The organism is Pseudomonas sp. R25(2017) (genome assembly GCF_002112565.1).
GTDB classification, from domain to species: domain Bacteria; phylum Pseudomonadota; class Gammaproteobacteria; order Pseudomonadales; family Pseudomonadaceae; genus Aquipseudomonas; species Aquipseudomonas ekonensis.
In genome coordinates, this window is sequence record NZ_NEHZ01000007.1 from 179,634 (window position 1) to 193,353 (window position 13,720).

Consider the following 13,720-nt stretch of genomic DNA (forward strand, 5'->3'; position numbering starts at 1 on the left):
GCCCACATTCTTCTGGGCAGATGAAAAACCTGTGGGAGCTGGCTTGCCAGCGATAGCGGTGTGTCAGTCGACCTGTTCAGTGACTGAAACTCCCTCATCGCGAGCAGGCTCGCTCCCACAGTGTTTTTGGGTGCGAATCAGTTTTGCGCAGGCTTCTTGAAGACGTAGAACAGATTCGGCTCGCTCACCAGGTACAGCGTCCCGTCATCGTCCATCGCAATGCCTTCGGCCTGCGGCACGGTCTTCTTCAGGCCCTGCCGCCCCCCGCTCAGCGACATCGTGCTCAACGGGCGCCCGTCCACATCCAGTTCCAGAATCAGCCGCGACTCGTCGGACAGCGCCAGCAGATGGCCGCTGCGCTCGTCGTACTGCAGGCTCGACAGGTCCCGCACGAACATCCCGGCGTCGCGCTTGGGGTTGTTGATCACGTGCACGGCGTAGGACTTCTCCGGATTGAAGTGGGGAAAGCCGTGCACTTCATAGATCAGCATCGGGTCCCGCTCCTTGGCCACGAACAGGCGCTTGCCCACCGAATCGTAGGCCAGGCCTTCGAACCCCTTGTTGCCGCTCATGTGCACGCCGAGGGTCATCTGCTCCGCATCGGCCGCATCGAGGAACGTGGTGTCCTGCTCCAGGTGGATCTTGATCAGCCGCTGCTGGCGCTCGTCGGTGATGACGTAGGTGTCGGCGCTGATGAACTCCACCGCCTCCGGATCGCCGAAGCCGATCAGCGCCACCCGGCGCAGGATCCGGCCGTCCAGCGACAGTTCGATCAGCTCGGCGTTCTTGTTGGTGACGGTGAACAGGCTGTTGCGCACCGGATCGTAGGTCAGGGCCGACACATCGTCGTCCAGCCCGTCGATGGTTTTCGCCTCGACGTCCACCCGGTAGCGGTCAAGGCCGATGGCCTCGGCGCTGTGCGGCTGCCACAGCGCATGCAGGTTGAACCAGGCCCGTTCGAACAGGCGCAGGTACTGGCCGACGGCGATCAACGCGATCAAGGCCACCGCGGACAGCAGAATGAACAGGGGTTTGGGACGGGCGAATCGGCGCATGCGGACGGGCTCGGAATCAAAACGGGCGGATGGAATATCACGCCCGTCTGAACTGAAGCTTAATGGCCGCCGGCCCGTGAGGACAACCGCGCGCCTGGGGCGCCGGGGTCACTTCTGCTTTTCGAAGCGATAGAACAGGTTCGGCTCGCTGACGATGTACAGCGTACCCGCCTCGTCCATGGTCACGCCTTCGGCGCGGGGGATGGTTTTCTTCAGGCCGTTGAAGCCGCCGAGCAGGGTCATGAAGCTGACCTGCTCGCCCTTTTCGTCCAGCTCCAGCAGCAAGTGCGAATCGGCGGACAGCACCAGGGTGTGGCCGGTGCGCGGGTCGACGGCCAAGGCCGAGAGGTTGCGCAGGTCCAGCTCGTCGCTCGGCAGCTTCTGCTTGTCACCCTTGAGGGCCTGGCTGCCGTCGCTGCTCCAGGTGAACAACGCCGGCGGACGCTCCTCGCCCAGCAGCAGGCGTTGGTTGCGCTTGTCCCAGGTGATGGCCTCGAACGCCTTGTTCTGATCCTTGGACGGGCCCAGGTCGTACTTCGGATAGTCGTCGCGCTTGAGTTCGCGGGTGGCGGCGTCGACCTTGACGATCGACAGCAGGTGGTCGCGTTCGTCGACGATGGCCAGCAGGCCGTTCTCCATCACGGTGACGCCTTCCGGATTGCTCCAGCCCACCAGCGGCATCTTGCGCAGCACATCGCCCTGCAGGGTCAGCTCGACCAGGAAAGGGTTCTTGCCCATCACCGAAAACAGGGTTTTGGTCTGCGGGTCGTAGGAGAGATCCGACGCCTCGTCCTTTTCCATCCCCGGCAACAGCTTGGCGTCGATCACCGCGCGGTAGTCGGGCAGCCAGATGCTTTCCTTCTGCTCGGCGGCGCTCTCGAAACGCTCCTGCACCCACAGCAGGCCCCGGTCGTCCCAGTGCATGGCGTACGCCAGGCCATAAGCGACGGCGCCCACCAGCAGCAGCCAGGAATACCCACGCATGACGAACCGCGGGCGGCGGGCGGATTTGAGCTTGGGCAGCGATTGAGATGACATCAGAGGACGCGTTCCGAAAATTCAGGCTATGGGTAATAGCACAAAGGGGCCGGCTCAGACGCCAGAATGACCGGAATTATCCGTACAGGATGTGAAAAAAACGGCAAATGGCGGGATCGCCTTGCCTGTGGGGGCCGCTGCACCGATCCATCCCTTGCGGTGGCTGATCCAGCGAATCGCCAGCAGGCTGGCTCCCACAGAGGCCCCCCCCGATATCCGCAAGATACCTGACAGGCTCCAAGACCCTGTGGGAGCCTGCCTGCCGGCGATGGCGTCAGCGGCAATGACGGATCAGCGCACGCTGCTGGTGAAGCGGCTGGCGCCCGGCAACTCCAGCACGATGTCGTCGCCGACGTTCAGCGGCCCGACGCCCACCGGCGTGCCGGTGAGGATCACGTCGCCGGCCTGCAGCGAGAAGCAGCCTGCCATGTGCTGGATCATCGGCACGATCGGGTTGAGCATCGCGCTGCTGTTGCCGTCCTGGCGAACTTCACCGTTGATGGTCAGGCGGATGCCGATGTCGGTCAGGTCGGCGAAGGTGCCGGCGGCCACGAACGGGGCGATCACCGCCGCACCGTCGAAGGACTTGGCGATTTCCCACGGCAGGCCCTTGGACTTGAGCTCGGCCTGCTTGTCGCGCAGGGTCAGGTCCAGCGCCGGGGCGAAGCCGGAGATGGCGTCCAGCACTTCCTCGCGGCTCGGCCGGGTGGACAGCGGCTTGCCGATCAGCACGGCGATCTCGGCCTCGTAGTGCACCGAACCGCGCTCGGTCGGAATCTTGAACCCGCCCTCCAGCGGCACCACGCAACTGCCGGGCTTGATGAACAGCAACGGCTCGGTGGGCACCGGGTTGTCCAGTTCCTTGGCGTGTTCGGCGTAGTTGCGGCCGATGCACACCACTTTCCCCAACGGGAAGTGAATCCGCGTACCGTCGACGTATTGGTGCTGATAGCTCATTTACCGACTCCTGCCTTCATTGATTCACAAGGGTTGCGCTCAAACCGCGAAGATCTTGCCCGGGTTCATGATGCCGTTCGGGTCGAACACCGCCTTGACCGCTTTCATGTACTCGATTTCCGCCGGCGAGCGGCTGTAGGTCAAGTAATCGCGTTTGGTCATGCCCACGCCGTGTTCGGCGGAGATCGAGCCGTTGTACTTCTCGACGGTCTCGAACACCCACTTGTTGACGGTGGCGCACTTGGCGAAGAACTCGTCCTTGCTCAGGCTGTCCGGCTTGAGGATGTTCAGGTGCAGGTTGCCGTCGCCGATGTGGCCGAACCAGACGATCTCGAAATCCGGGTAGTGCTTGCCGACGATCGCGTCGATTTCCTGGAGGAACGCCGGGACTTTCGCCACGGTGACCGAAACGTCGTTCTTGTACGGCGTCCAGTGGGAGATGGTTTCGGAGATGTACTCGCGCAGCTTCCACAGGTTCTGCAGCTGGGTTTCGCTCTGGCTCATCACGCCGTCGAGCACCCAGCCCTGCTCCACGCAGTGCTCGAAGGTCTCCAGGGCCAGGTTGGCCACCTCTTCGGTGGTCGCCTCGAACTCCAGCAGCGCGTAGAACGGGCAGTCGGTCTCGAACGGCGCCGGCACGTCGCCGCGGCCCAGCACCTTGGCCAGCGCCTTGTCGGAGAAGAACTCGAACGCGGTCAGGTCGAGCTTGCCCTGGAAGGCGTGCAGCACCGGCATGATCGAGTCGAAGTCCGGGGTGCCGAGCACCATCGCGGTCAGGTTCTTCGGCGCCCGGTCCAGGCGCATGGTGGCCTCGACCACAAAGCCCAGGGTGCCTTCGGCGCCGATGAACAGCTGCCGCAGGTCGTAGCCGGTGGCGTTCTTGATCAGGTCCTTGTTCAGTTCCAGCACGTCGCCCTTGCCGGTGACGACTTTCATGCCCGCCACCCAGTTGCGGGTCATGCCGTAGCGAATGACCTTGATCCCGCCGGCATTGGTGCCGATGTTGCCGCCGATCTGACTGGAACCGGCGGAGGCGAAGTCCACCGGGTAGTACAGGTCATGCTCTTCGGCGGCGTTCTGCAGTTGCTCGGTGACCACCCCCGGCTGGCAGACGGCGGTGCGGTCGGTGAGGTTGATGTCGAGGATGCGGTTCATGTAGTCGAACGACACGACCACCTCGCCGTTGGCCGCCACTGCGGCGGCGGACAGCCCGGTGCGCCCGCCCGACGGCACCAGCGCCACCTTGTGCGCATTGGCCCAGCGCACAATGGCCTGCACCTGCTCGATGGTCTTGGGGAACACGACGGCGCTCGGCGCCGGGGCGAAATGCTTGGTCCAATCCTTGCCGTATGCGTTCAGGGAGTCGGCGTCGGTGAGGACTTTGCCGGGCTCGACCAGGGTCTTCAGTTCATCAATCAGGGCAGGATTGGTCATCGACAGAACTCTCGAACAATTCATGGTCATCCTGAAGACGCTTCACGTCGCAGGAATGAGTGATTAGCGGGGTGGCTATGCTAGCATACCGACCCCGCAGGCCAGTGCCCAACGGCGGTTCTGCGGCGACGGCTTTCCTGCCGTCCGGGTCAGCATCTGTTGACCATTTCCTGCCATTTTTCTCCGGGATACAGGTTTACGCAGATGAGCAAGACTTCTCTCGACAAGAGCAAGATCAAGTTCCTTCTCCTCGAAGGCGTCCACCAATCGGCTGTCGACGTCCTCAAGGCGGCGGGCTACACCAGCATCGAGTACCTCACAGGCTCCCTGCCGGAAGACCAGCTCAAGGAAAAGATCGCTGACGCTCACTTCATCGGCATCCGCTCGCGCACCCAACTGACCGAAGAGATCTTCGATCACGCGAAGAAGCTGGTGGCGGTGGGCTGTTTCTGCATCGGCACCAACCAGGTCGACCTGGAAGCGGCCCGCGAGCGCGGCATCGCCGTGTTCAACGCGCCGTACTCCAACACCCGCTCCGTGGCGGAACTGGTGCTGGCCGAGGCGATCCTGCTGCTGCGCGGCATCCCCGAGAAAAACGCTTCCTGCCACCGTGGCGGCTGGATCAAGTCCGCGGCCAACTCCTTCGAGATCCGCGGCAAGAAGCTGGGCATCGTCGGCTACGGCTCCATCGGCACCCAGCTGTCGGTCCTGGCCGAAGGCCTGGGCATGCAGGTGTACTTCTACGACACCGTGACCAAGCTGCCGCTGGGCAACGCCGTCCAGGTCGGCAACCTGCACGAGCTGCTGGGCATGTCCGACATCGTCACCCTGCACGTGCCTGAAACCGCCGCCACCCAGTGGATGATCGGCGAGAAGGAAATCCGCGCCATCAAGAAGGGCGGCATCCTGATCAACGCCGCCCGCGGCACCGTGGTCGAGCTGGACCACCTGGCCGCCGCGATCAAGGACAAGCACCTGATCGGCGCCGCCATCGACGTGTTCCCGGTGGAGCCGCGCTCCAACGACGAAGAGTTCGAAAGCCCGCTGCGCGGCCTGGACAACGTGATCCTGACCCCGCACATCGGCGGCTCCACGGCCGAGGCGCAAGCCAACATCGGCCTGGAAGTGGCGGAGAAGCTGGTCAAGTACAGCGACAACGGTACGTCGGTATCGTCCGTGAACTTCCCGGAAGTGGCCCTGCCGGCCCACCCGGGCAAGCACCGTCTGCTGCACATCCACGAGAACGTCCCGGGCGTGATGAGCGAGATCAACAAGGTCTTCGCCGAAAACGGCATCAACATCTCGGGTCAGTTCCTGCAGACCAACGAGAAGGTCGGCTACGTGGTGATCGACGTCGACGCCGAGTACTCGGAGCTGGCGCAAGAGAAGCTGCAGCACGTCAACGGCACTATCCGCAGCCGCGTGCTGTTCTGACCGGTCGCTGAGCAACAAAAAAGGGAGCTCCTCGGAGCTCCCTTTTTCATGCCCGCAGAACCGTCATTTCACCGTGATGGTGATCTTCTCCGAAACGATCGGCGGGTCGAACGCCATGTGGTTCTTGTCGCCCAGCTCCAGCTGCAGGGTGTGCTGGCCCGGAGCAAGTTTGATTTCTGCGAACGTCTGGGCCTTGCCGAAATGCATATGGTTGGCGTCGGTCGGCACCACTGCGCCGACCGGAACAGTCTCCTTGGCGTCGATCAGCAGATGGTGGTGACCGGTATTCGGCGTGGCATCACCAGCCGGTGCCAGCGCGACATCCTTGGTGCCGAACTTGACGGTGAAGGTCTGCGAAACCGTGGCTCCGTCCTCGGGAGAAACGATGAACACTTCGGCTCCCTTCGGCGCCGGCGTGGCCGCACTGGCCAGCACCGAAACGCCCATCAGCAAACCAGCCAAAGCAGCACGTGACATGAATGTTTTCATTCTCTTCTCCAGTTTTTCCGTAAAATCCGCGCGGTCATGACAACTTCATGACCATTCGTTGTCGAAGGCACTCGTCAACCATAGCAAAGCGAGCCTGAACATCAGGCCGCGACAATGATTTCAAAGGAGTGACCATGCGTTTCCTGCCTGGCCTGATCTGCCTGCTTCCCCTTCTGAGCCCCCTGGCCCATGCCGAACTGATGGATGACATCAACGACCGCGGCGAGTTGCGCATCGCCCTTGAGGCTAATACACCGCCCTTCAATTTCAAGGACGGCGACACGCTCGCGGGGTTCGAGGTCGAGCTGGGGCAACTGCTGGCCAACGAGCTGGATGTGCGGGCCGACTTCACCGTCACCGACGAAAGCGACCTGCTCCAGGGCGTCGAAAGCGGCAAGTACGACATCGCCCTCAACCACATGGCATTGACCCCGGCGCTCAAGGATCGTTTCGACGTCAGCGAACCCTACGGCCAGGTCAACCCGCGGTGGCTGGCCAAGAAGGACGAGCAGCCGCGCCCGCTGGTGCTGGTGCAGGCCCTGACCGAGGGCAAGCCCAAGGACGAAGCGCCGGTGGCGCTGGCGATTCCGTACCAGAAAGGCAACCCGGCGTTCCACGCGAGCCTGGAGAACGCGTTGCAGCGGATCAAGGCGGACGGCCGGCTGGCGACGCTGACGCAGAAGTGGCTGGAGCAGCCTGCCGAAAACCCATGAGCCTGTAGCCCTGCGGCGCCTTGGCGGACGCCATCGCCAGCAGGCTGGCTCCCACAAGGATCCAGGCTGAGTGCAGCGTCCGCGGTCAACGCAGAAGCGGGGTTCGCCCGCGAAGGCATGGGGTCAGGCGCCGGTGATGTCGGAGGTGCCGGCCCAATCGCCGGCAAGCCGGCTCCCACAGGTTTTGTGCTTGGGCACCGGATCTGTGGGAGCCAGCCTGCTGGCGATGGCGGCAGCGGGAGCGCCGCAGGTCTGTCGAGCGTTGCCAGGGCCTCGGCGGCCTGCTGCAGCTCCAGTTCGCTGAACACCTGCACGCCGTGGCGCTTGAGCAGCGCCGCGGTGACCCCTTCGCCCGAGACCTTCACCCCGCTGAACGTCCCGTCATAGGTCAGCCGGTTGCCGCAGGACGGGCTGTTGGCCTTGAGCACGGCGATCCGGATGCCGTGGCGGCGCACCAGCTCCAGGGCCTGCTGCGCCCCGGACAGGAACTGCGCGCTGACGTCCTCGCCGTCGGTGGTGATGACCGCGGCGGTGCCGTCCAGCACTTCACCGCCCTGCCCGCCTGGGATCTCCGCCGCCGCCCGGGGCGTGGGCAGACCGCCGGCCACCTCGGGGCACGTCGGCACCACGCGCCCCTCAGCCACCCATTGCTCCAGCAGCCCGAACGGCCCGCCGGCCCCGCCGTCGTAACGCACGGGGTGGCCGAGCAGGCAGCGGCTGACCAGGATCCGCTCCATCTCAGAACGGCTCGTTGCCGCGGCGGCGGAACCAGCCGGTCAGCGACAGGCGCTCGCGGTTGGCCGGCAGCACTTCGTGGGGCACGTCGCCGGAGAGGAACACCACCAGGCAACCGCCCGTGGGCTGCACGTCGTGGATGCGTTCGTCGTCCAGGTACATGCGCAGCTGGCCGCCGTCCTCCGGCAGCCAGGCGTCGTTGAGGTAGATCACCGCCGAGACCGCACGCCGGTCGTCGTCGCGGAAACGGTCGACGTGCCGGCGGTAGAACGCCCCCGGCGGGTACAGGGCGAAGTGGCACTCGAAGTCTTCGAGGCCCAGGAACAGCCCGCGGTTGAGCGCCTCGCGCAGGCTGTCCATCAGGTTCAGGTAGCGGTCGCTGGCCGCGTCCTGGCCCGGTTCGAGCCATTGGATGTGGTCGCCGCGAATGCCTTCGCGGACTTCCGTGGAGGCGCCGCGCCCGACCGCCGCCGGCGCCAGTTCGCCCTCGGCCGCGCGCTTGCGGCACTCGGCCGCCAACGCGCGGGTCAGGTCCTGGGGCAGGAAAATGTTCTGCTGCGACCAGCCATGGTCGGCGAGGTCGTCGACGATGCGCAGCAGCAGCGGGTGATCAGAGGATATGGGCATGGCGCGCATAGTATGCCGGCGGCGAGAAATCCGACAGAGCCACGCGGCGGCCTGATACGAATTCTCGACAAGTACCGGCACCGCACGGAGAATAGTCGGCTGCTGACAGGAGTCCTTATGCGCCGTTTGTTTTTCTCACTGTTGATGTTCTGCGTGTTGCCCGCCTGGGCAGACAGCCACGACCAGCTGTACAAGGTCGCCGGCTGGCCGGAACAGCGCGCGCATTTCAACGACGCCCTGAGCGCCGCGCAGCAGCGCTATCAGAACAGCCTGCCGCCGGCGGTGTTCCAGGCCCTGGTCAACAACAGCAACCAGCGTTTCGCCCCTCAGTCCGTGGATCGGCGCGCCGAAGCGCAACTGCGCCAGAACCTCGCCGACCCGAAACCGGCCCTGTCCTTTTTCCAGTCGCCGCTGGGCAAGAAGATCGTCGCCGCCGAGCTGCTGGCAACCCGCCGCGACCAACTGGCGAAGAACGCCAAAGGCCTGCCGAAGATGCCGGCCAGCGACAGCCGCCTGCTGATCATCGGGCACCTGGCCCAGGCGCTGCCCGCCCGCGAGGCCGGCGCCGAAGTCAGCCTGGCGATCGCCGGTGTGGCGGCCGACAGCCTCAGCTCGATGATTCCCGGCCTGCTCGGCGCCGGCCAGGCCCAGGGCATGCTCGACGGCCAGCGTCAGCGGCTGATGGAGCAGATCGGCGCCGACCTGAACAACACGCTGCTGTACGTCTACCGCGACCTGTCGGACGAAGAGCTGGAAGAGTTCGCGACCTTCGCCGAGTCCGCCGAGGGCAAGGCCTATTACCAAGCGGCGCTGGCGGCGATCCGGGCGGGGCTGGCGGTCGGCCAGAGCGCGTCGAACCTCGGCCAGTGATCCGTATCGCCTTCCGGGCCCTATCGCGGGCAAGTCGAATCGTCGCACCGCCGCTCCCACAGTGATCGCGGTCGTTCAAAAACCTTGTGTACGCCTCGAAACCTGTGGGAGCGGGCTTGCCCGCGATGGCGCCCGGAAGGCCGCTACCGCTGGTTGCCCTTGATCCGCTTGCTCAGGAACTCGAAATACTCCTCGCGCATCTCCACCACCTCGTTGGCCAGGTGATGCCGCGCCTGCGGCAGCATCAGGATCTGCGGCCGGTCGAACTTCCACTTCAGCACCTGAAGGTTGTGCGGCCAGTCCACGGTCATGTCCGCCTGGCCCTGGACGATCAGCGGCCGGCGCGGGCTCTTCTTGGCGTATTCGATGCGCTCGATCCAGCGCGACAGCGCCCCGACCCACTTCGTCGGCAAACGCTTTGGCTGCAGCGGGTCGGCCTGCAGGAACGGCAGGAACGCCGGATCGTTGGTGTTCTCGCTGAAGCGCCGGGCGATGCCCCGGACGAAGGGCCGCAGCAGATAGTAGCTCAGCTGCGACCAGCCCCAGGCCCGCGGCCGCACCAGCGGCGCCAGCAGGATCACCTGGCCCTGGGCGGGGCTCTCGACGTTCGGGTCGAGCAGATGATCGACCACGATCGCCGCCCCCGTGCTTTGCCCGCACAGGTGCCACGGCTGCGGCAAGGCGATCGAGCGCGCCTCGGCGAACAGCCCGTGCAGGGCGTCCTGGTACTCGGAGAAGTCGCGGATGCTCGCCCGCTCGCCGCTCGACAGCCCGTGCCCCGGCAGGTCGCAGGCGATCACCGCGAAGCCCTGGTCCAGCGCCCAAGCGATCACATGCCGGTAGAGCCCGGTGTGGTCGTAGAAGCCGTGGAGCAGGAACAGCGTGCCCTTGGCGGTCTCCGGCCACCAGCAATGGCTGACCAGTTCGTAGCCGTCCACCTCGAAGCGGCCCATGCCGCGCCACACGTCGCGCTCGGGGAAGTCGGTGCGGTAGAACCGCTGGTACGCCTTGGCCTCGTCCGACAGCGGCTGCCACTGGGCCAGGGGCCGCAGGCCGGCACGCAGATGATCGGGGTTGAAGGTCGCAGACATGGGCACTTCCAGAACGGTGAACAGACTTTATCGGCCTGCGATATTCATCTGTCGCGGCAGGCATGGCAAGCTAGCCGGCCTTCGAGGATCGAAAACCATGCGTCCGCCCTACCGCACCGCCCTGTTCGCCAGCCTGCTCGCGCTCGTGTGCGCCGGGGTGCTGTGGGCGGCGTACGACTGGTTCCAGGGCCGTTACCTGCGCGCCTTCAGCTCACACACGGCGGTGTTCTCCGGCGATCCGCTGCGCCTGCCGGACGACCTCGCCGGCCCCGGCAGCATCCGCCTGGTGCATTTCTGGGATCCCGCCTGCCCGTGCAACGTCGGCAACCAGCAGCACCTGACGGAGATGGTCGAGCGCTTCAGCGCCAAGGGCGTGGAGTTCTTCGCGGTGCAGAAGGCCGGCAGCCACGGCCAGTTGCCCGCCGGCCTCGGCAACCTCAAGACCCTCGACGCGCTGCCCGGCGCCGAACAGATCCCCGCAAGCCCGGCGGTGGCGATCTGGGACCGCAGCGGCAAGCTGGCATACTTCGGGCCGTACAGCGAAGGCCTGACCTGCAACTCCGCCAACAGCTTCATCGAACCGATCCTCAATGCGCTCAGCGAAGACCGCCCGGTCAACGCCACCCACACGCTGGCGGTCGGCTGCTATTGTCCGTGGCCGGCGACCGGGCCTTAAGGCATTCCGGACTTTTCGAAAGACAGCGATGCACGGCGCACAAGGTCTGTGCTAATTGTTGACGGCCCCCATGGGCGGGGATCCCGAACGCACAAGGAGTCACCATGAAACGCGTCTTCACCGTTCTTGCCTTGCTCATCGTCGCGCTGCTCGTCGCCGCCGGCGGCTACGTGTACAGCAAGCAGCCGACGCGTCAGGGCCAGATGGCGCTGCGCAACCTGCAAGGCTCGGTGACCGTGCGCTACGACGAACGCGGCGTCCCCCACATCCGCGCCGAAAGCGAAACCGACCTCTACCGCGCCCTCGGCTACGTGCACGCCCAGGACCGGCTGTTCCAGATGGAAGCCATGCGCCGCCTGGCCCGAGGCGAGCTGGCCGAAGTGCTGGGGCCCAAGCTGCTCGACACCGACAAGCTGTTCCGCAGCCTGCGCATCCGCGAGCGGGCCGCCAGCTACGTCGCCGGCCTCGACCGCCAGTCACTGGCGTGGAAGGCCCTGGAAGCCTATCTGGACGGCATCAACCAGTATCAGGACAGCCACGCCGCCCCCCTCGAGTTCGACGTGCTGGGCATCCCCAAGCGGCCGTTCACCGCCGAAGACAGCATCAGCGTCGCCGGCTACATGGCGTACAGCTTCGCGGCGGCGTTTCGCACCGAGCCGTTGCTGACCTACGTGCGCGACCGGCTCGGCGCCGACTACCTGAATGTCTTCGACCTCGACTGGCAGCCCAAGGGTGTGCTGGCCAAGGGGCGCAACCCTTCGGCGCTGGCCCTGGCCGCCAGCGACTGGCAAGACCTGAACGCCCTCGCCCGCCTCAGCGAACAGGCGCTGATCGACCACGGCCTGCCGCAGTTCGAAGGCAGCAACGCCTGGGCGGTCGCCGGCAGCCGCAGCAAGAGCGGCAAGCCGCTGCTGGCCGGGGATCCGCACATCCGCTTCTCGGTGCCGGCGGTGTGGTACGAGGCGCAGCTGTCGGCGCCGGGCTTCGAGCTGTACGGCTATCACCAGGCGCTGGTGCCGTTCGCGTTCCTGGGGCACAACCTGGACTTCGGCTGGAGCCTGACCATGTTCCAGAACGACGACCTGGACCTGGTGGCCGAAAAGGTCAACCCGGACAACCCGAACCAGGTCTGGCACCGCGGCCAGTGGACGGACATGGTCAGCAGCGAGCAGCAAATCGCGGTGAAAGGCCAGGCGCCGGTGACCGTCACCCTGCGCCAGTCGCCCCATGGCCCGATCGTCAACGACGCCCTCGGCACCGCCGCCGGCAAGACACCCATCGCCATGTGGTGGGCTTTCCTCGAAACGCCCAACCCGATCCTCGACGGTTTCTACCAGCTCAACCGCGCCGACACGCTGGCCAAGGCCCGCGCCGCGGCGGCCAAGGTGCAGGCGCCGGGGCTGAACATCGTCTATGCCAACGCCAAAGGCGACATCGGCTGGTGGGCGGCGGCCCTGCTGCCCAAGCGTCCGGCCGGGGTGAAGCCGGGCTTCATCCTCGACGGCGCGAGCAGCCAGGCGGACAAGGACGGCTACTACCCCTTCAGCGCCAACCCCCAGGAAGAGAACCCGGCGCGGGGCTACATCGTGTCGGCCAACTTCCAGCCGGTGTCGCCCACCGGCCTGGAGATCCCCGGCTACTACAACCTGGCCGACCGTGGCCAGCAGCTCAACCGCCAGCTCGCCGACAAGTCCGTGAAGTGGGACAACGAGGCCAACCAGAAGCTGCAGCTGGGCACCGCCACCGCCTACGGGCCGCGCCTGCTGGCGCCGCTGCTGCCGGTTCTGCGTGAGGTAGTGAGCGACCCGGCGCAGCTCAAGCTGATCGGGCAACTGACCCAGTGGCAAGGCGACTATCCGCTGGATTCGGTCAGCGCGACGGTGTTCAACCAGTTCCTGTACGACCTCGCCGACGCGGCGATGCGCGATGAGCTGGGCAACGACTTCTTCGAAACGCTGCTGTCGACCCGGGTGATCGACGCCGCGTTGCCGCGCCTGGCGGCGAACGCCGACTCGCCGTGGTGGGACAACCGCGCCACCCCGCAAAAGGAAACCCGCGCCGACACCGTCAGGGCGGCCTGGCAGGCCAGCATGGCGCACCTGAAGCAGACCCTGGGCGACGACCCGGCGCGCTGGCAGTGGGGCACGGCGCACACCCTGACCCACGGCCACCCGCTGGGCCAGCAGAAGCCCCTGGATCGGATCTTCAACGTCGGCCCCTACGCCGCGCCGGGCAGCCACGAAGTGCCGAACAACCTCTCGGCGAAGATCGGCCCGGCGCCGTGGCCGGTCACCTACGGGCCGTCCACCCGGCGCCTGATCGACTTCGCCGACCCGGCCCACAGCCTCACCATCAACCCGGTGGGCCAGAGCGGCGTGCCGTTCGACAGCCACTACGACGATCAGGCCGAGGCCTACGTGGACGGGATGTACGTGCAGGCGCACTTCAGCGACGAGGAAGTGACGGCCAACACCCGCAGCACCCTCAAGCTGCTGCCGGCGCGGGCGGCCCAGTAACCTTCAGCGCGGCGCCTGGCAAGTCGAGTCGTCACACCGCAGCTCCCACAGGTATCGCGGATCACCGAAGACCACTGTGGGAGCG

At 65.8% G+C, this 13,720-nt stretch carries 12 protein-coding genes and 1 pseudogene; 5 read left to right on the forward strand and 8 right to left on the reverse strand.

The genetic code is table 11. The annotated features are described in order from the left end of the window. Positions 1–137 precede the first annotated feature (137 nt). From CAG31_RS11325 to CAG31_RS11340, 4 genes are all read right to left on the reverse strand, one after another. Positions 138–1,055 (reverse strand): SdiA-regulated domain-containing protein, encoded by a 918-nt coding sequence (locus tag CAG31_RS11325; RefSeq protein ID WP_085580967.1) that lies wholly within the window; start codon positions 1,053–1,055, stop codon positions 138–140. A gap of 108 nt (positions 1,056–1,163) precedes the next feature. Then, the gene (locus CAG31_RS11330) at positions 1,164–2,093 is read right to left on the reverse strand and encodes an SdiA-regulated domain-containing protein (RefSeq protein WP_085580970.1); all 930 of its coding nucleotides are present in this window, start codon (positions 2,091–2,093) and stop codon (positions 1,164–1,166) included. Positions 2,094–2,384: 291 nt separating this feature from the next. Beyond that, positions 2,385–3,050: a fumarylacetoacetate hydrolase family protein gene (locus tag CAG31_RS11335; protein ID WP_085580972.1), complete on the reverse strand. Its 666-nt coding sequence runs from the start codon at positions 3,048–3,050 to the stop codon at positions 2,385–2,387. Positions 3,051–3,089: 39 nt separating this feature from the next. Next, positions 3,090–4,484 carry an FAD-binding oxidoreductase gene (locus tag CAG31_RS11340; protein ID WP_085580973.1) on the reverse strand — a complete coding sequence of 465 codons (1,395 nt, stop codon included), beginning with the start codon at positions 4,482–4,484 and terminating at the stop codon, positions 3,090–3,092. 204 nt (positions 4,485–4,688) lie between these two features. On the opposite strand from CAG31_RS11340, the gene serA reads away from it, so the two are divergent. Continuing rightward, positions 4,689–5,918 (forward strand): phosphoglycerate dehydrogenase, encoded by a 1,230-nt coding sequence (gene serA, locus CAG31_RS11350; RefSeq protein WP_085580977.1) that lies wholly within the window; start codon positions 4,689–4,691, stop codon positions 5,916–5,918. Positions 5,919–5,981: 63 nt separating this feature from the next. Here serA and CAG31_RS11355 read toward each other — a convergent pair whose 3' ends face one another. Next, positions 5,982–6,407 carry a DUF4399 domain-containing protein gene (locus CAG31_RS11355; protein WP_085580979.1) on the reverse strand — a complete coding sequence of 142 codons (426 nt, stop codon included), beginning with the start codon at positions 6,405–6,407 and terminating at the stop codon, positions 5,982–5,984. 134 nt (positions 6,408–6,541) lie between these two features. On the opposite strand from CAG31_RS11355, the gene CAG31_RS11360 reads away from it, so the two are divergent. Beyond that, positions 6,542–7,120 (forward strand): transporter substrate-binding domain-containing protein, encoded by a 579-nt coding sequence (locus CAG31_RS11360; protein WP_085580981.1) that lies wholly within the window; start codon positions 6,542–6,544, stop codon positions 7,118–7,120. A gap of 254 nt (positions 7,121–7,374) precedes the next feature. On the opposite strand, the pseudogene CAG31_RS11365 reads toward CAG31_RS11360, so the two are convergent. Both CAG31_RS11365 and CAG31_RS11370 read right to left on the reverse strand, forming a co-directional pair. Next, positions 7,375–7,857 (reverse strand): annotated as a pseudogene (locus tag CAG31_RS11365) (DUF523 domain-containing protein); the annotation flags it as partial. A 1-nt stretch (position 7,858) separates the two neighbouring features. Then, entirely contained in the window at positions 7,859–8,491 is a 633-nt protein-coding gene (locus CAG31_RS11370; RefSeq protein ID WP_085580983.1) for a 2OG-Fe(II) oxygenase, read from the reverse strand. Positions 8,492–8,599: 108 nt separating this feature from the next. On the opposite strand from CAG31_RS11370, the gene CAG31_RS11375 reads away from it, so the two are divergent. Then, positions 8,600–9,352, forward strand: a complete 753-nt coding sequence (locus CAG31_RS11375; RefSeq protein ID WP_085580986.1) for a DUF2059 domain-containing protein — start codon at positions 8,600–8,602, stop codon at positions 9,350–9,352. Positions 9,353–9,495: 143 nt separating this feature from the next. Here CAG31_RS11375 and CAG31_RS11380 read toward each other — a convergent pair whose 3' ends face one another. Then, positions 9,496–10,443, reverse strand: a complete 948-nt coding sequence (locus CAG31_RS11380; RefSeq protein ID WP_085580988.1) for an alpha/beta hydrolase — start codon at positions 10,441–10,443, stop codon at positions 9,496–9,498. 97 nt (positions 10,444–10,540) lie between these two features. On the opposite strand from CAG31_RS11380, the gene CAG31_RS11385 reads away from it, so the two are divergent. Continuing rightward, the gene (locus CAG31_RS11385; protein WP_085580990.1) at positions 10,541–11,119 is read left to right on the forward strand and encodes a DUF6436 domain-containing protein; all 579 of its coding nucleotides are present in this window, start codon (positions 10,541–10,543) and stop codon (positions 11,117–11,119) included. Positions 11,120–11,223: 104 nt separating this feature from the next. Continuing rightward, positions 11,224–13,635, forward strand: a complete 2,412-nt coding sequence (locus CAG31_RS11390) for a penicillin acylase family protein (RefSeq protein WP_085580992.1) — start codon at positions 11,224–11,226, stop codon at positions 13,633–13,635. Positions 13,636–13,720: the final 85 nt, after the last annotated feature.

What these genes read in the sequence shown, in the direction of transcription:
- CAG31_RS11380 (WP_085580988.1), bottom strand. Translation starts at nt 10,443, where the DNA reads ATGTCTGCGACCTTCAACCCCGATCATCTGCGTGCCGGCCTGCGGCCC.
- CAG31_RS11385 (WP_085580990.1), top strand. Translation starts at nt 10,541, where the DNA reads ATGCGTCCGCCCTACCGCACCGCCCTGTTCGCCAGCCTGCTCGCGCTC.
- serA (WP_085580977.1), top strand. Translation starts at nt 4,689, where the DNA reads ATGAGCAAGACTTCTCTCGACAAGAGCAAGATCAAGTTCCTTCTCCTC.
- CAG31_RS11370 (WP_085580983.1), bottom strand. Translation starts at nt 8,491, where the DNA reads ATGCGCGCCATGCCCATATCCTCTGATCACCCGCTGCTGCTGCGCATC.
- CAG31_RS11340 (WP_085580973.1), bottom strand. Translation starts at nt 4,484, where the DNA reads ATGACCAATCCTGCCCTGATTGATGAACTGAAGACCCTGGTCGAGCCC.
- CAG31_RS11355 (WP_085580979.1), bottom strand. Translation starts at nt 6,407, where the DNA reads ATGAAAACATTCATGTCACGTGCTGCTTTGGCTGGTTTGCTGATGGGC.
- CAG31_RS11375 (WP_085580986.1), top strand. Translation starts at nt 8,600, where the DNA reads ATGCGCCGTTTGTTTTTCTCACTGTTGATGTTCTGCGTGTTGCCCGCC.
- CAG31_RS11330 (WP_085580970.1), bottom strand. Translation starts at nt 2,093, where the DNA reads ATGTCATCTCAATCGCTGCCCAAGCTCAAATCCGCCCGCCGCCCGCGG.
- CAG31_RS11335 (WP_085580972.1), bottom strand. Translation starts at nt 3,050, where the DNA reads ATGAGCTATCAGCACCAATACGTCGACGGTACGCGGATTCACTTCCCG.
- CAG31_RS11325 (WP_085580967.1), bottom strand. Translation starts at nt 1,055, where the DNA reads ATGCGCCGATTCGCCCGTCCCAAACCCCTGTTCATTCTGCTGTCCGCG.
- CAG31_RS11360 (WP_085580981.1), top strand. Translation starts at nt 6,542, where the DNA reads ATGCGTTTCCTGCCTGGCCTGATCTGCCTGCTTCCCCTTCTGAGCCCC.
- CAG31_RS11390 (WP_085580992.1), top strand. Translation starts at nt 11,224, where the DNA reads ATGAAACGCGTCTTCACCGTTCTTGCCTTGCTCATCGTCGCGCTGCTC.